At 69.2% G+C, this 16667-nt stretch carries 15 protein-coding genes; 5 read left to right on the forward strand and 10 right to left on the reverse strand.

Translation table 11 applies throughout. From position 1 onward, the window contains the following. Positions 1–87: 87 nt before the first annotated feature. The 10 genes from ACYVF3_RS19895 to ACYVF3_RS19940 form a co-directional block, all read right to left on the reverse strand. Positions 88–1224: an MCE family protein gene (locus ACYVF3_RS19895; RefSeq protein WP_461155729.1), complete on the reverse strand. Its 1137-nt coding sequence runs from the start codon at positions 1222–1224 to the stop codon at positions 88–90. Continuing rightward, complete coding sequence (locus ACYVF3_RS19900; RefSeq protein ID WP_461155730.1) at positions 1224–2393, reverse strand: MCE family protein; 1170 nt, start codon at positions 2391–2393, stop codon at positions 1224–1226. Before ACYVF3_RS19900 ends, ACYVF3_RS19895 begins: the two co-directional genes overlap by 1 nt. After that, on the reverse strand, positions 2390–3595 hold the full coding sequence (locus ACYVF3_RS19905) for an MCE family protein (protein ID WP_461155731.1): 1206 nt from the start codon (positions 3593–3595) through the stop codon (positions 2390–2392). Before ACYVF3_RS19905 ends, ACYVF3_RS19900 begins: the two co-directional genes overlap by 4 nt. Then, entirely contained in the window at positions 3592–4605 is a 1014-nt protein-coding gene (locus tag ACYVF3_RS19910) for an MCE family protein (protein ID WP_461155732.1), read from the reverse strand. The genes ACYVF3_RS19905 and ACYVF3_RS19910 overlap by 4 nt, the downstream gene beginning before the upstream one ends. Beyond that, a complete protein-coding gene (locus ACYVF3_RS19915) occupies positions 4602–5633 on the reverse strand; it encodes an MCE family protein (protein WP_461155733.1) in 1032 nt (343 codons plus the stop codon). Before ACYVF3_RS19915 ends, ACYVF3_RS19910 begins: the two co-directional genes overlap by 4 nt. Further along, positions 5630–6979 (reverse strand): MCE family protein, encoded by a 1350-nt coding sequence (locus ACYVF3_RS19920; protein ID WP_461155734.1) that lies wholly within the window; start codon positions 6977–6979, stop codon positions 5630–5632. The genes ACYVF3_RS19915 and ACYVF3_RS19920 overlap by 4 nt, the downstream gene beginning before the upstream one ends. Then, positions 6976–7848 (reverse strand): MlaE family ABC transporter permease, encoded by an 873-nt coding sequence (locus tag ACYVF3_RS19925; RefSeq protein WP_145738109.1) that lies wholly within the window; start codon positions 7846–7848, stop codon positions 6976–6978. Before ACYVF3_RS19925 ends, ACYVF3_RS19920 begins: the two co-directional genes overlap by 4 nt. A gap of 1 nt (position 7849) precedes the next feature. Beyond that, complete coding sequence (locus ACYVF3_RS19930) at positions 7850–8632, reverse strand: MlaE family ABC transporter permease (RefSeq protein WP_461155735.1); 783 nt, start codon at positions 8630–8632, stop codon at positions 7850–7852. A gap of 102 nt (positions 8633–8734) precedes the next feature. Next, a complete protein-coding gene (locus tag ACYVF3_RS19935) occupies positions 8735–9619 on the reverse strand; it encodes a 3-oxoacyl-ACP reductase (RefSeq protein WP_461155736.1) in 885 nt (294 codons plus the stop codon). Between the two features lie 7 nt (positions 9620–9626). Further along, positions 9627–10721, reverse strand: coding sequence for a Zn-dependent alcohol dehydrogenase (locus tag ACYVF3_RS19940; RefSeq protein WP_461155737.1), 1095 nt, complete (start codon positions 10719–10721; stop codon positions 9627–9629). A gap of 418 nt (positions 10722–11139) precedes the next feature. Between ACYVF3_RS19940 and ACYVF3_RS19945 the strand changes: the two genes are divergently transcribed. The 5 genes from ACYVF3_RS19945 (at position 11140) to ACYVF3_RS19965 (ending at position 16648) form a co-directional block, all read left to right on the forward strand. Beyond that, positions 11140–12315, forward strand: coding sequence for an acyl-CoA dehydrogenase family protein (locus ACYVF3_RS19945; protein ID WP_461155738.1), 1176 nt, complete (start codon positions 11140–11142; stop codon positions 12313–12315). A 100-nt stretch (positions 12316–12415) separates the two neighbouring features. Then, positions 12416–13504 carry an acyl-CoA dehydrogenase family protein gene (locus ACYVF3_RS19950; protein ID WP_461155739.1) on the forward strand — a complete coding sequence of 363 codons (1089 nt, stop codon included), beginning with the start codon at positions 12416–12418 and terminating at the stop codon, positions 13502–13504. 8 nt (positions 13505–13512) lie between these two features. Continuing rightward, on the forward strand, positions 13513–15090 hold the full coding sequence (locus ACYVF3_RS19955; RefSeq protein ID WP_461155740.1) for a long-chain-fatty-acid--CoA ligase: 1578 nt from the start codon (positions 13513–13515) through the stop codon (positions 15088–15090). Between the two features lie 104 nt (positions 15091–15194). Then, entirely contained in the window at positions 15195–16352 is a 1158-nt protein-coding gene (locus ACYVF3_RS19960; RefSeq protein ID WP_461155741.1) for a Rieske 2Fe-2S domain-containing protein, read from the forward strand. Further along, a complete protein-coding gene (locus ACYVF3_RS19965; protein WP_461155742.1) occupies positions 16349–16648 on the forward strand; it encodes a hypothetical protein in 300 nt (99 codons plus the stop codon). Before ACYVF3_RS19960 ends, ACYVF3_RS19965 begins: the two co-directional genes overlap by 4 nt. Positions 16649–16667: the final 19 nt, after the last annotated feature.

The raw sequence follows: 16667 nt of genomic DNA on the forward strand, positions 1-16667 counted from the left end.
TGCACACACCTCCCGGCCGCTACCTGCGGATATTCGAGGCGGAAACACCTCAAGTATGCGAACGGGAGGGAGTCGCGTCCACCTCGCTCAGGGACCGGGCGGCGAGACCGGGGCCGGGACCGGGTACCGGATGGCGTGCTGCGAGCCGCGCACGCCGGTGGGGCTGCCCTTGGGTTCGGTGCAGCCGATGTCGTAGTTGGTGGGGCCCTCGCTGGTGTCGGAGCCGTGCTTGCGCGGCGTGCCCTCGTAACCCGCTGTGCAGGCGGGCGGGTTGAACAGGTTGAGCACCAGACCGAGGTGTCCGGTCCCGTCCGGCGACAGGGTGTGGGTGAACGCCGAGATCATCGGCAACGCGACCAGGGTCTGCTCCAGGGCGGGTCCGCGCACGCTGGTCAGCTGCATGGTCGTGAGCAGGTTGGCGGACACGAGGCCGAAGTCGCTGCCGATCGAACGCGTGAGCTCCTGGACCTCGGTGGCCGCACCCGGCGCTTCCTGGATGGTCTTGCGCAGGTCCGGGTCGGACTGCTTGAGCTGCCCGGAGATCTGCCGCAGCCCGCTGCTGAACTCGGTGAGGTTCTGGGCCTGCTCCTGCTGCGTGCGCAGGACGACGTCGCTGTTGTCGAGCAGCCCGGTGGTCTGCGGCAGGTTCTGCTGGGCGGCGGCGGTGAAGGAGCTGGTGGTGTCGAGCAGCTTCTGCAGGTGGGGGCCGGTGCCGTCGAACGCGGTGCCGACCTCGCTCACGACCGTCTGCAGCTTGTCCGTGGGCACGCCCGCGACCAGCCTGTCGACGTTCACCAGCAGCGATTCCGGGGCCGGCGGGATCGAGGTGTGCTCGATCGGGATGATCGAGCCCGCCTCCAGGTAGGGCCCGTCGCGGTGCTGGGGCTGCAGGTCGATGTACTGCTCGCCGACCGCCGAGCGGTTGGCGACCACGGCTCGGGCGTCGGCGGGGATCTCCGGCGCGCCGTCGTCGATGTGCAGCTCGGCGGCGACGCCTTCGTGGGCCAGCCGCAGCTCGGTCACCCGGCCGACGGCGACGCCGCGGTAGCTGACCTCGGAGTTGGCGAACAGGCCGCCGGATTCGGGCAGCTTCACCGTCACCGGGTAGCCGTTGGAGCCGAAGAACCTGTCCAGACCGGCGTACTGGCCACCGACGTAGCCGACGCCGACCACCGCGATCACCAGGAACAGCGCCAGCTGCACCTTCACCTTGCGCGCGATCATCAGGAACCTCCTCCGGGCAGTCCTGGAAGCAGTCCCCCGTCGGGCTGCGTCCCGGGGATCGGCAAGGGCGGCAGCTGCGGCCCGCCTGGCGGGAGCGGGATGTTGGCACCGGACTGACCGGAGTCCGACAGGCCGGGGATCGGGATGGGCGGGCCCGAGGACCGCACGAAGTTCTCGTAGAGGTCCGACAGGTTCAGGTCGATCATCACGTTGGTGTTCACGAAGTCGCCCTTGAGCGGGACCATCGCGTACTCCGGGAACGGGTAGGTCGACAGGAACGCCATCGCCTTGGGCAGGTCGGTCCCGGTCTTGGCGAGCTGCTGCAGCGTCGGCGCGAGCGCGTGCAGGTCGGCGACCAGGTCTTCGCGACTGGCCTCCACGGTGTGGGTGGCGGTGCCGGAGAGCTTGTCGAGCGACTGCAGCATGCCGACCAGCTGGCCTCGCTGCGCTTCGATCTCGCGCAGGCCCGGGGCGAGCCCGTCCAGCGCGTTGTTGATGTTGCCGGTCTGCGCGCGCATGTTCGCCGAGAGCCGGTTGAGCCCGTCGAGCGCCTTGGTGATCTCGCCGCGCTGCCGGTCGAGCCTGCTGACGACGTTGTTGACGTTGCCCAGCAGCGAGCGGATCTCCTCCTCGTTGCCGGTGAACGCCTTGTTGAGCTCCTTCACGATGGTCTGCATCTGCTCGATTCCACCGCCGTTGAGCAGCAACGACACCGCGCCCAGCACCTCTTCGATCTGCGGGTTGCGGTTGGTGCGCTCCAGCGGGATCTCCGCGCCTTCGGCGAGCCGGCCGGACGCGTTCTCGGGCGGTGGGGCGAGTTCGACGAACTTCTCCCCCAGCAGGCTGGATTGGCGCAGCCGCGCGAAGGCGTTGCCGGGCAGTCGCACGTCGCCGTTGACCCGCATGGTCACCAGCGCGGTCGTGTTGTCGGCGCTGAGCTCGATGCGGTCGATGCGCCCGACGGCGACGTCGTTGACCTTCACGCTCGCCTGCGGCACGAGGTCCAGCACGTCCTGGAAGTGCACCTTCACCGTGTAGGGGTGGGCGCCGAGCTCGGCCCCGCCGGGCAGCGGCGTGTTGTAGAGGCCGGTGAAACCGGCTGTGCCGCAACCGGACACGAGCAGCAGGGACAGCGATCCGGCCAGCACCGCGCAGCGTTTGGCGGTCATGGTGTCCCCGCCCCTCGTTTCATCGCGTCCACCAGCGGCAGCGGCACGGGATTGGGCCCCTTCCCGATCTGGTCGGTGACATCCCCGGCACCCGTCTGCACCTTGCCCAGCAGGTCGCCGACCGAGGGCAGCGGCGCCAGGCCCTCGATCACGGGGTTGAGCTTCTCGCAGGTGTCGCGGAGGCCTTGCGGAACGGGCTCGGGCAGGGGCGTCACGTTGGCGATCAGCCTGCACACCATGAGGATCGGCGGCTGCGCCAGCTCCTGCGGGTTCCAGCGGGACGCCACCGAGCCCGACGCGGAGTCGTAGGCGTTGATGAAGTTGGTGCTGGCCAGCGGCATCAGGTCCAGCACCTCGCCGAGCGCCTGCCGCTGATCGACCAGGGCCTGGGTGACCCCGGTGAGGTTCTTGACGTTGGAGGACAGGTGGTCCCGGTTGTCGTGGACGAACCGCTGCACGTCGTCGAGGGCGAAGGCCAGCGAGTGCAGCGACGTGCCCAGCTGCTCGCGTTCGGAGGCGAGGTACCCGGTGGTGTCGGCCATCCGCCCGTAGAGCTCGCGGATCTGCTTGTCGCTCTGGGCGAGCGTTCCGGTGAACTGGTTGAGGTTGTCCACCGTGGCGAACAGGTCGTCCTGGTTGTCCGACAACGTCGCCGAGAGCTCGCCGAGGCGTTTGATGGTCGTGTTGAGGTCCTGGCCGTTTCCGTCCACTGTGGCCGCTGTGGTGTTGAGCAGCTCGTTGAGCGCACCATCGCGGTTGGCGCCGTCCGGGCCGAGCGCGGTGGACAGCGCGTTGACGCTCTTGTAGAGCTCGTCGAGCTCGGCGGGAGTGGCGGTGCGCTTGCGGTCCAGGACCGCGCCGGAAGCCATCACCTCGCCCCGGGTGTAGGCGGGTGTGAGCTGCACGTACCGGTCGCTGACCAGGCTGGGTGCCACGACCACGGCGTTGGCGTCGGAGGGGATGCGCACGCCGTCGTCGACGTGCATGTCGACGCGGACCACCGGCCCCTGCGGGGTCACGCTGTCGATCTGGCCGACCTTGACCCCGAGCACGCGCACGCTGGACCCGGCGTAGAGCCCGACGGCCTTGTCGAAGTAGGCGGTGATCGTGGTGCCGCTGGCCGACAGCGTCCACCAAAGCACACCGGCGGTGACCAGGGTCAGCGCGCACAGCGCGGCGATCACGCGGGTGAGCCTGCTCATCGGCCACCTCCGTTGTCCACCGGGATCTCGCACTCGGGGGTGTTGGTCTGGATCGGCCCGGCGTGGATCGGCGGGGGCAGCAGACCGCAGAAGTAGCCCTCGAACCAGCGGCCGTTGCTGATGGTGTTGTTGAAGCCGCGCACGTAGGGCTGGAGCGCGCCGATGGCCTTGTTCAGGTTGTCCTGGTTGCGCTGGAGCATCGCGGTGAGCTGGTCGAGCTGTTCCAGCGCGGGCCGCATCTGCTCCTGGTTGTCGGCGACCAGGCCGCGCAGCTGGTTCGAGAGGTTCTCGGTGCCCACGAGCAGTCCGCTGATGGCCTTCTTGCGGGTCTGCACCTCCGAGAGCAGCAGGTTGCCGTCGGAGACGAGCTTGCTGACCTGCTGATCGCGGTCGGCGACGATCCCCGAGACGTTGCTCGCGTTGTGCATCAGGTCGGCGAGCTGCTGGTCGCGCGAGGCGATGGTCTGCGACAGCTGGGACAGCCCGTTGACCGCCTGGTCCATGTGCTGCGGGGCGCCGCTCATGGTGTCGGACATGACCCGGAAGCTCTCGGCGAGCTTGGTGCTGTCGAGCTGCCCGGTGGTCTTGGTCAGCTGGTCGATCGCATCGGGGATGTCGAACGGAGAGGTAGTGCTGCTCACCGGGATCGGCTCGGAGAGCTCCTCGTCACCGGCGGGTCGCAGGCCGAGGAACTTCTCGCCGAGCAGTGTCTTGATCTGGATGTCGGCGCGGGTCCGGTCGCCGATCTCGCGACCGTCCACTGTGAACTTCACCAGCACCCGGTTGCCGTCCAGCGACACCGAATCGACCTCGCCGACCTTCACGCCGGCGATCTGCACCTCGTTGCCCGCGTCCAGGCCGGCGGACTCGGCGACGTAGGCCGAGTAGGAGTTCCCGGAGCCGATCAGCGGCAGGTCCTTCGCGGAGAAGGCCGTCAGCGTTCCCAGCACCAGCAGCGCGATGGTGACCAGGCCGACGGTGACCTGGTTGCGGGCCCGTAGTGGTTTCATCGGCACCTCTCCGGCAACTGGGTCGTCGGCACGGGCAGGATCGGCACGTTGATCTTGAGCTGGTCGATGCGGATGTTGCCGGTGACCTGGCACGAGTAGTAGTTGAACCAACCGCCGTAGCTGACCGTCCGGGTCAGCCGCTCCAGCCGCGTGGGCATGGTCTGCAACGTGTGGTCGAGCAGCGGCAGATCGTTGTTGAGCAGCCCGGTCACGTCGCGCAGGGCCGCGATGTCCTGCTGCAGCGGCGGTCTCGCCTGCTCGACGAGCCCGGAGGTCGTGTTGGTCAGCTCGTCCAGGGCGCCGATCGCCTCGCCGACGGGCTTGCGCTGCTCGGCGAGACCGGTGGTCAGCCGCTGCAGGGCGTCGATCAGCTCGCCCAGCTGGGGTCCGCGTTCGTTGACGTTGCCCAGAACGGCGTTGAGGTTGTCGATGACCTGACCGATCACCTCGTCCTTCTGCGCCAGCGTCCCGGTCAGCGACGCGGTGTGCGCCAGCAGGCTCTCGACGGTGCTCCCCTCGCCCTGCAACACCTTCACCAGCTCACCGGAGAGCTGGTTGACGTCCTCCGGGTTGAGCGCCTGGAACAACGGCTGAAAACCGTTGAACAGCGCGGTGAGGTTGAGCGCAGGGTGGGTTCGCTCCAGCGGGATCTCGCCGCCGGCGGGCAGCACGTTGCGCGGATCGCGCAGCGGCGCGTCCAGCGCGAGGTAGCGCTGCCCCGCGATGTTGCGGAACTTGACGGTCGCCTGGGCGTCGCGCGGGAGCTTGCGGGCGCTCTCGACGTCGAAGTGCACCAGCGCGCGCTCGTCGTCGACGACCTCCAGCTCGGTGACCCTGCCGACCTTCACCCCGGCGATGCGCACGTCGTCGCCCTCCCCGAGCCCCGAGGCGTCGGCGAAGCGCGCGGTGTACTCGTGGGCGTCGCCGGAGGAGTTGGCGGCGATCGTGGACACCAGGATCCCGGTCAGGGTCAAGGTGACCGCCACGAAGACGATCAGCTTGATCAGCGGTGCGGTGATCGACCTCATCGCACGGTCACCTCCGCGTTCCGGAACAGCGGTCCGACGAGCAGGCTCGTCCAGTCGGGCACGGCCTTGGGCTCGACCTCCAGGCGCGGAGCCATCAGAGCGGCCAGCAGGTCGCGCTCGGGCTGGGAGTTGGCCACCGAGGAGCTCGCCGCCTGCGGCGAGGTCGACGCCGGCGCGCTCCCGGTCGTCTTCTTCCACGGGAACACCGCGTCCCGGTCCAGCGGCGGCTCGGGTTTGAACGAGCCGTCGTCGAGCGGGCCGCCCGGCGGGTACTGCGGGAACGAGTCGGGTGCCTCGACGAACGGGTAGCAGCGCGGCCCGCGGTCCTCCAGGTTCTTCGGATCGTCCCGGCCCGGCAGGTACTTGCCTCGGCTGCCGGTGATCTCCAGCGTCATCCGAGCCATGTTCGGCGTGTCGGTCCCCTTGCCGAAGGTCAGGTCAGCGTTCTTCTGGCCGGCCTGGAACTGCTGCAGCATGCAGGGGTACTGGGGCGAGTACTTCGCCAGCAGCTCCAGAGTGGGCCGCGAGGTGCCCGCGAGCCGGATGAAGTTGTTGCTGTTGGCCGACAGGAACCTGTCCATCTCGCCGCTGGCGCTGGTCAGGGCGCCGGTCATCTGCTGGAGCTGACCGCGCTGCTCGACCACGGTGCGGCTGGTGGTGGTCAGGTCGTTGACGGCTTGCATCAGGTCGGGCGCCGCGTCGGCGTAGTTCTCGGCGACGTCGTCGACCCGGCTGATCACCGACTCCATCTTCGGCAGCGACGGGTCGAAGTCCTGCAGGTACCGGTCGAGCTGGACCAGCGTCTCGCCCAGCTGATCACCTCGGCCGGCCAGCGCTTGGGAGACGGCGTTGAGCGTGGTGGAGACCTGCTGCGGCTGCACCGCCTGCAGCACCGGCATCAGGTCGCCGAGCACCTTCTCGATCTCCATCGCCGAAGCGCTGCGGTCCTGCGGGATGACGTCCCCGGCGGCCAGCGTCTCGGTGGTGGCCTGCTTCGGGATGTCGAGGGCCACGTAGCGCTCGCCGAACAGCGTCTTGGGCAGCAGCCGGGCCGAGGAGTTGGCCGGGATCATGCCCGCCTTCTCCGGTTTCAGCGCCAGCCGCAGATCCGCGTGGCCGTTGCCCGGGTCGATCGCCCGGACCTCGCCGACCACGACGCCGCGCACCTTCACGTCCGCGCCGGGCATCATCTGGTTGCCCGCGGTGTCGGCGCGCACCGTCACCGCGACGAAGCGGGTGAACGCCTTGTTGTACATCCCGATGGTGCCCGCCAGGAACAACCCGGCGACGACCAGGAACGCGACTCCCATCGCCTGGTAGCGGCGTCTGCTGCGCGCTTCGATCATCCTGCGATCCGAACGGTCGTGGTCGATCCCCAGATCGCCAGGCTGCAGAAGAAGTCGAGCACGGTCACCAGCACGATCGAGGTGCGGACAGCGCGGCCGACGGCGATGCCCACCCCGGCCGGTCCGCCGCTGGCGGTGTAGCCGTAGTAGCAGTGGGTCAGGATCACCGCCACGCTGAACACCATGACCTTGCCGAAGGACCACAACACGTCCTCCGGTGGCAGGAACAGGTGGAAGTAGTGGTCGTAGGTGCCCGCGGACTGCCCGTAGACCCACACCGTGATCTGCCGCGACGCCAGGTAGGAACCCAGCAGCCCGACCACGTAGAGCGGGATGACGGCCAGGACTCCGGCCAGCACCCGACTGGTCACCAGGTACGGAACGCTGCGCACGCCCATGACTTCCAGCGCGTCGATCTCGTCGGAGATGCGCATCGCGCCCAGCTGCGCGGTGAACCCGCAGCCGACGGTGGCCGACAGCGCGAGACCGGCGGACAGCGGCGCGACCTCGCGGGTGTCGAAGTACGCGGCGACGAATCCGGTCAGCGCGGCCGTGCCGAGCTGGTTCAGCGAGGAGTAGCCCTGGAGGCCGACGACCGCACCGGTGGCCATGGTCATGCCGACCATGACTCCCAGCGTGCCGCCGATGATGGCCAGCGCACCGCTGCCGAAGACGACCTCGGTGAGCAGCCGCATCGTCTCCTTGCGGTACTTGGTCACCGTGACCGGCACCAGCGCGAGGGCGCGCGCGTAGAACGACAGCTGCCACCCCAGGTTGGCCAGCACGTCGCCGGGCGCGGAGGCCGCCTTGGCGATGCGGCGCTGCACCGGCGTGGGCGTCGGCGGGGGCGTCGTTTCCAGAACTGCCATCTCACAACCCCTTCGGCGGAACGAGCTGCAGGTAGATGCCGGTGACCAGCAGGTTGATCATGAACAGCAGCAGGAAGGTGATCACCACGGCCTGGTTGACCGCGTCGCCGACGCCCTTCGGTCCGCCGGTGGGGTTGAGCCCGCGGTAGGCCGCGACGACTCCGGCGACGAAACCGTAGATGGCGGCCTTGATCTCGCTGACCCAGATGTCCGGCAGCGAGGCCAGCGCGTTGAAGCTGGCCAGGTAGGCGCCCGGCGTCCCGCCCTGCAGGATCACGTTGAAGAAGTAGCCGCCGAGCACGCCGACGACGCTGACCAGGCCGTTGAGCAGGAGCGAGACCAGGACCGCGCCGAGCACCCTGGGAACGATCAGCCGATGGATCGGCGAGATCCCCAGGACCTCCATCGCGTCGATCTCCTCGCGGATCGACCGGGCCCCGATGTCGGCGCACACCGCCGAACCGCCCGCACCGGCCACCAGCAACGCGGTGATCAGCGGGCTGGCCTGCTGCAGGATCGCCAGGGCGCTGGCCGCACCGGTGAACGACTGCGCACCGATCTGCTGGGTCAGCGATCCCAGCTGCATGGCGATCACCGCGCCGAACGGGATCGCCACCATCGCCGTCGGCAGGATCGTGACGCTGGCGAAGAACCAGGCCTGCTGGATCCACTCGCGCACCGCGAAGGGCCGACGCGGCGTGAGGCGCACGACGTCCCAGGACAGCGTGGCGATCTTGCCCACGTGACCGAGGGCCGTCGAGATTCCGGCAACCGGCGCGGTCATGACCGCCGCTCCTCGATACCCATCTTTCCTCCCGGCCTCGTTGACGAGAAAGTTCTGCCTACCGCGTGCCAGCCCCCGCGGGGTGGCGGAGAGCGCTGCGCGTTACGGAATCGAGAGCACGTCGTTCGCGGCGAAGGAGCGCTCCGGGTCCCGGTCGGCGAAGTACGCGCCGAGACCGTTCTCCAGGTCCTCCTGCGTCCAGAGCTCGCCGCTGGCGGCGAACTTCCGCTCGATCGTGGGCGGCGCGAGCAGCGCCACGGTTCCGCTGTGCACCACGAACACCTGACCGCTGATGTCCTTCGCGGACGGCCCGGCGAGGTAGGCGACCAGCGGTGCGACGTGCTCGACCGACATCGGGTCCACGCCCTCGCTGGGCGCGTCGCCGAAGGTCTGCTCGGTCATCGCGGTGCGGGCCCGCGGGCAGATCGCGTTGGCGCGCACACCGATTCGCGACATGGCGCGCGCGGTCGAGACGGTGAGCGCGGCGATGCCGCCCTTGGCCGCCGCGTAGTTCGGCTGACCGGCCGAACCGAGCAGGAAGGCTTCCGACGCGGTGTTGATGATGCTGCCGTAGGTCGCGCCGGTGTCCTTGTGCTCCTGGCGCCAGTGCGCGGTCGCGTTGCGCGAGAGCAGGAAGTGGCCGCGCAGGTGCACCCGCAGCACGTCGTCCCACTCCTGGTCGGTCATCTTGAACAGCATCCGGTCGCGCAGCAGCCCGGCGTTGTTGACCACGACGTCCAGCCTGCCGAGGCGTTCGGTGGCGGCCGCCATCATCGAGGCGGACACGTCCGAGTCCGAGACGTCGCCGACGACGGCGACCGCCTTGGTGCCGATCGACTCGATCTCGGAGACCACGGCGTGCGCCGCGTCGCTGACGTCGTTGACCACGACGTTCGCCCCCGCCCGCGCCAGAGCGAGCGCTTCGGCCCGCCCCAGTCCGGCACCGGCTCCGGTGACGATCGCTACCTTTCCGTCCACACTCGACACGCGCGCCTCACTCTTGGTCGAAAGTGACGATCTGGCGCACCACAGCGTTGTCCCCGCTGCGCAGTGCGGCCAGTCCGTCGTTGATGTCCGCCAGCGGCAACCGCCGGCTGATCATGCCTTCCAGATCCAGCAATCCCGCCCGCCACAGCGCGACCATCCGGCCGGTGTCCCGGCGCGGATCGGCGGAACCGTAGAAGGAGGGGACGATGTTCCGCTCGTTGACGAACAGCTCCTGGGCGGAGAACTCGACCTTCTCCTCCTGGCTGCCCGCGCCGACGATCACGGCGGTGCCACCCCGGCGGGTGGCGTCGTAGGCAGCTCGGATGGTCGCCGCCCGGCCGACCACCTCGAAGGCGTAGTCGAAGCCGCGCCCGCCGGTGACCTCCTGGCCGACCTCGGCCAGCTCCTCGGGCGTGGTGGCGCGGGTCGCGCCGAACCGCAGCGCCGCGTCGTGCTTGGCGACGACCGGGTCGACCGCCACGATCTGCGAGGCCCCGGCGATCCGGGCGCCCTGGATGACCGAGATCCCCACTCCGCCGCAGCCGATGACGGCCACCGTGGACCCGGGCTCGACCTTCGCGGTGTTGAGCACCGAGCCGACCCCGGTGAGCACACCGCAGGCGATGAGCGCGGCGATCTCGTAGGGCACGTCGTCGTCGACCTTCACGGCGGCCTCGCCCGGCACCACCATCTCCTCGGCGAAGGTGCCGCACCCGGCGAAGCCGAAAGCGGGTTCGCCGGAGACCGCGAAGCGCGGCGAGATGAAGGCGTCGACCGCGTGCACCTCGCACAGGTACGGCTGCCCGCCCAGGCACGCCGCGCAGCGGCCGCACGGCGGGACGAAGGAGAGCACGACGCGGTCACCGGCCTGCAGATGAGCGACGCGCTCGCCGGTCGCGACCACCTCACCCGCACCTTCGTGCCCCATGATCCCGGGAGCGAGCGCAGGGAGCCCGCCGTTCATCGCGGACAGATCCGTGTGGCAGATCCCGGAGGCCTTCACGCGCACGCGCACGTCGTCGGGACCCACCTCGGTGGTGGCGACGTCGGAGCGCACTTCGAGCTCGGCGTCACCGATCTGCTTGAGCACAGCTGCCTTCACCCGCTCGCTCCTCACCGGATCTGTCCCGCGTCGATGCGGGGGGATGTAAGCCACCACACACTAGAATGTGTTCTCGATAAGTATCAAGTGCCGCCCCGATACTTGCCGACATCGCAGGAAACTCGGCTTGTCAGCAGGACACGAGTAGATAAAACTCGTTCTACTTGAACGGACAGGTCGACCATCGTCGTGTTACTGACGCCACTCGTATGGCGCACCACACGGTCTCAACGAGACAGCGCGGACTCCGGTCACTGCTCCATTCGGACGCACGCCGAGCCGGAAGGTCTCGATTTTAGAACGTGTTATACGTGCGGCGTCCACCGCGCGACCTCATGGTCTCGACCAGATCGCGCTTCGCGGTCTATGATTTTAGAAACTTGTTTCACAAGCGCGTACGCCACCCCGGGGAGGATGCATGCGCATCGCCTACACGCCCGAGCACGAGAAACTGCGGGAGGAGCTGCGCGCCTACTTCGCCGACCTGATGACGCCCGAGCTGCGCGAAGAGCTGTCGCAGGGCGACTACGGCGACGGCGGCGCCTACAAGCACCTGGTGCGGCAGATGGGCGCCGACGGCTGGTTGGCGCTGGGCTGGCCCGAGGAGTACGGCGGGCAGAAGCGCAGCATGCTCGAACAGCTGATCTTCACCGACGAGGCCGCCATCGCCGGCGCCCCGGTCCCGTTCCTCACGCTCAACAGCATCGCGCCGACCATCATGCGGTTCGGCACCGACGAGCAGAAGTCCCACTTCCTGCCCAAGATCGCCGCAGGTGAGATCCACTTCTCGATCGGCTACTCCGAGCCCGAAGCCGGCACCGACCTGGCCTCGCTGCGCACCACCGCGATGCGCGACGGCGACGACTACGTGATCAACGGTCAGAAGATGTGGACCAGCCTGATCCAGTACGCCGACTACGTGTGGCTGGCCTGCCGCACCGACCTGGAGGCGCGCAAGCACCGCGGCCTCAGCGTGCTGATCGTGCCCACCTCCTCCCCCGGTTTCTCCTGGACACCCGTGCACACCGTGTCCGGGCCGACGACCAGCGCCACCTACTACTCCGACGTGCGGGTTCCGACCACGTCGCTGGTGGGGACCGAGAACGAGGGCTGGCCGCTGGTGACCAACCAGCTCAACCACGAGCGCGTCGCGCTGACCTCCGCCGCCCCGATGCAGCTGGCGCTGTCGGAGGTCAGGGACTGGGCCGCGCAGACCCGGCTGTCCGACGGCCGGCGAGTCATCGACCAGGAGTGGGTGCAGCAGCACCTCGCGCGGGTGCACGCGGGCGCCGAGTTCCTGAAGCTGATGAACTGGAAGATCGCCACCACGGCCGAGAAGCACCCCGCACCGGCCGCGGCCTCGGCGACGAAGGTCTTCGGCACCGAGTTCGCCACCGAGGCCTACCGGCTGCTCATGGAGGTGCTCGGCACCGCGGCCTACGTCCGCTCCGGTTCCCGGGGATCGGTGCTGGCCGGACGGATCGAGCGGATGCACCGCTCGGCGCTGATCCTCACCTTCGGCGGCGGCACCAACGAGGTGCAGCGCGACATCATCGCCGCCGTCGGCCTCGGACTTCCCCCCGCGAAGCGTTGATCCGGGCAGTTCTGGTCCGGACCGTCCACGATCGATGTCCGTTGTGCCCGGTCAGTTCGGACCAAAACCGCCCACACCCCACCACCTCCCAGGAGGCGACATGGACTTCACCTTGACCGAGGCCCAGCAGGATCTGGCCGGTCTGGTCGGGCGGATCCTCGGTGACAAGGTCACCAACGAGCGGCTGCGCGAGATCGACGCGCAGGACGACCGGTTCGACCGAGCGCTGTGGAACGAGCTGGCCAAGGCCGACGTGCTCACCGCAGCCCTGCCCGAGGGCGGTTTCGGATTCCTCGAGCAGTGCAGCGTGCTGATGGAGATCGGCCGCGCGGTGGCCCCGGTGCCGTACCTGCCCTCCATCACCATGGGTGCCACGACGCTCGCCGAGTTCGGCAGCGACGAGCACCGGCGGCGCTGGGTCGAACCCGCCGCGCGCGGGGACGTCGTGCTGACCGCGGCGCTCGCCGAAGACGGCGGAGCCGCGCCCGAGGCCCCCGCCACCCGCGCGGAGCGCGACGGCGACCAGTGGGTGCTCACCGGAACCAAGGTCACCGTGCCCGCCGGCCCCATCGCCGACCTCGTGCTCGTCCCGGCCACCACCCCCGAGGGCCCCCGGATCTTCCTGGTCCAGCCGGGTGCCGAGGGCGCGGAGATGCAGCGGCAGGAGATCGTCGACGGGGACAGCGAGGGCTGGCTGACCCTCTCCGGCGCGCGCGTCAGCGATGCCGACGTCCTCGGTTCGGACGCGCTGCACCAGCTGGTCGTCCGGGCGACGATCGGCGTGTGCGCGGTGCAGGTCGGTGTGCTCTCCGGCGCTCTGGAGCGCACCAGCGCCTACGCCGGGGAGCGCGTGCAGTTCGGCCGCCCGATCGGCACCTTCCAGGCCGTCGCGCAGCGCCTGGCGGACGGGTTCATCGACGTCGAGGCGGCGCGGCTGACCCTGTGGCAGGCCGCCTGGATGGCCTCCGAGGGCATGCCCTGCGCGGAAGAGGCCGCGACCGCGAAGTTCTGGGCCGCCGAAGCCGGGCACCGGTTGGCGCACACCGCAGTTCACGTGCACGGCGGCGTCGGGATCGACGTCGACCACGAGCTGCACCGCTACTTCGTCGCGGCCAAGCGCGGCGAGTTCGCACTGGGGGGCGCGAACGTCCAGCTGCGTCGGATCGGCGCCGGGCTGGCCGCGCGATGAGCTCGGCGATGTCACAGCCCGAGGTGATGCCGACGGTCACCGAACTGCTGCTGGCCAGGGCCGACGACGACCGGCCAGGCCTCCGCGCCGACGGTCGCGAGTGGACCTGGGCCGAGCACGTGCGCCACAGCGCGGAGTACGCCGCACTGCTGCGCGAACTGCTGCCGGAGGGCGAGCCGCCGCACATCGGCGTCTTGCTGGACAACGTCCCCGAGTTCTCGTTCCTGCTCGGCGGCGCCGCGCTGTCGGGCTCGGTGGTGGTCGGGCTCAACCCGACCCGGCGAGGCGCGGCCCTGGAACGCGACATCCGGCTGGCCGATTGCCGGATCGTGCTCGCCGACTCCTCCTACGCCCACCTGCTGGCCGAGCTGGACCTCGACGGGATCCAGGTGTTCACGCCGGAGGCCTGGCAGCACGAGCTCGCGCGGCACGCGGGCGCGGCTCCGGACCCGGTTCCTGCCAGCGGTGATGACCTGCTCGTCCTGGTGTTCACCTCGGGGACCGGGGGCGATCCGAAGGCGGTGCGCTGCACGCACGCCAAGATCGCCTTCCCCGGGCGAATGCTGGCCGAGCGCTTCGGGCTCGGCGGGCAGGACGTCACCTACGTCTCGATGCCGATGTTCCACTCCAACGCGCTGATGGCCGGGTGGTCCGTCGGGCTGGCGGCGGGCGCGGCCCTGGCCCTGCGCCCAAAGTTCTCCGCATCCGGATTCCTGCCGGACGTGCGGCGATTCGGCGCGACCTACGCCAACTACGTGGGAACACCGCTCTCCTACGTGCTGGCGACGCCTCAGGAACCGGACGACGCAGACAACCCGCTGCGCATCGTCTACGGCAACGAGGGCAACCAGCGCGACATCGCCCGGTTCGCCGAGCGCTTCGGCTGCCACGTCGTCGACGGCTTCGGCTCCTCCGAGGGCGGCATCGCGGTCGCCCGCACGCCGGACACGCCGGCGGGCGCGCTCGGCAAGGTCACCGACGGCGTCGCGGTGCTCGACCCGGACACCGGGAAGCCCTGCGCCACCGCGGAGTTCGACGAGTCGGGACGACTGCTCAACGGGGACGCCGCGATCGGCGAGCTGGTCAACACCACCGGCCCGGGCTGGTTCGCCGGCTACTACGGCGCGCCCGAAGCCGACGCCGAGCGGATGCGCGAGGGCATGTACTGGAGCGGCGACCTCGGCTACCTCGACGTCGACGGGTTCTGCTACTTCGCGGGGCGCTCCAGCGACTGGCTCCGGGTCGGCGGCGAGAACCTGGGAACCGCGCCGATCGAGCGAATCCTGCTGCGTCACCCGCACATCCACGAGGCCGCCATCTTCGCGGGACCGGCGGAGGTCGGCGACTCGGTGATGGCCGCGATCACCACCACCGCGGACTTCGAGCCCGCGTCGCTGGGAGACTTCCTGGCGGCGCAGGACGACCTGGGCCCCAAGCAGTGGCCGAGCTACGTCCGGCTGGTCGCCGAGCTGCCCCGGACCTCCACCCACAAGGTGCTCAAGCGCGAGCTCGCCGCCTGCGGGATCCGGACGCCCGACCCGGTCTGGCGCCGCGGCGATGACTCCTACACATTGATCGATCTATAACTTGTTCTAATTTTTCCCGATCGAGCGACGCTGCGCGATGGCGTTTGCACACCAGATTCCTATAACCTGTTTCACATACATAACTTGACCTATGGAGGGACACGATGAGCGGGACGGAACGTGAGCACGGGGTGCGCACGATCGATGCCGGTGCCCCGCCACAGCGGTTCGCCCGAGGGTGGCACTGCCTGGGCCCCGTCGAGGAGTTCCAGGACGGCAAGCCGCACGCGGTGCACGCCTTCGACACCAAGCTGGTGGTCTTCGCCGACAGCAAGGGCGACCTGCACGTGCTCGACGGCTACTGCAGGCACATGGGCGGCGACCTGACCCAGGGCGAGGTCAAGGGCGACTCGGTGGCCTGCCCCTTCCACGACTGGCGCTGGGGCGGCAACGGCCGCTGCACCTCGATCCCCTACGCCAAGCGGGTTCCCGGCCGCGCGCGGACCAGGTCCTGGCTCACGCTGGTGGAGAACAAGCAGCTGTTCATCTACCACGACCCGGAAGGCAACCCGCCTCCGCCGGAGGTCACGATCCCGCGGATCGACGAGGTCTTCACCGACGAGTGGTCGAACTGGACCTGGGACCGCGAGACGATCGCGAACGCCAACTGCCGCGAGATCATCGACAACGTCGTGGACATGGCGCACTTCTTCTACGTGCACTTCGCCTTCCCGACGTACTTCAAGAACGTCTTCGAAGGCCACGTCGCGACGCAGTACCTGCGCTCGCGCGGGCGTCCCGACGTCGGCGGCTCGCAGGGCAACTACGCCGGCGAGGAAACCGCGCTGCGCTCCGAGGCCAGCTACTTCGGGCCGTCCTACATGATCAACCGGCTGTGGACCGAGTACAAGGGCACGCCGATCGACGCCATCCTGATCAACTGCCACTACCCGGTCTCCCCCACGAGCTTCGTTCTGCAGTGGGGTGTTTCGGTCAAGAAGCTGCCGGGCCTCAACGACGAGCAGGCCGACATGGTGGCCGCCAAGTTCGCCAAGTCCTTCGGCGTCGGCTTCCTCCAGGACGTCGAGATCTGGCGGAACAAGACGCGGATCGACAACCCGCTGCTGGTCGAGGAGGACGGTCCGGTCTACCAGCTCCGCCGCTGGTACGACCAGTTCTACGTGGACGCCGCCGACGTCAGCGAGGAGACCACCGCTCGCTTCGAGTTCGAAGTGGACACCACCCGCGCGGTGGAGTCCTGGGAAGCGGAGGTCGCGGAGAACCTGGCACGGCGCGAAGCAGAGGAAGTCGGCAAGTCATGACGGCCGCCCGCACCGACGTCCCCGCCAGCACCGCTGCCGATCAGCAGCGCTACCTGGAGGGAGGCCTGCGCCCGCTGCCCTGCGCCACCTGCGCGGCTCGGGTGCTGGTCAAGAAGCACAGCCCGGAGCAGACCAGCATCCAGTGGGCGACCTCGACCGACGAGTGCCCGGAGATCTCCGCGCGCATCGCCGAGGGCGAGCACCCGGCGCTGGTGGACACCTGCCCCCGGCTGAGAGCGACCATCGACCACGCCATCAGCGAAGGCCTCATCGAAGTCCCCGACGCCGAAAGGTGATTCAGCGAGAACGAGGTGG

This window comes from Saccharopolyspora tripterygii, from assembly GCF_054778355.1.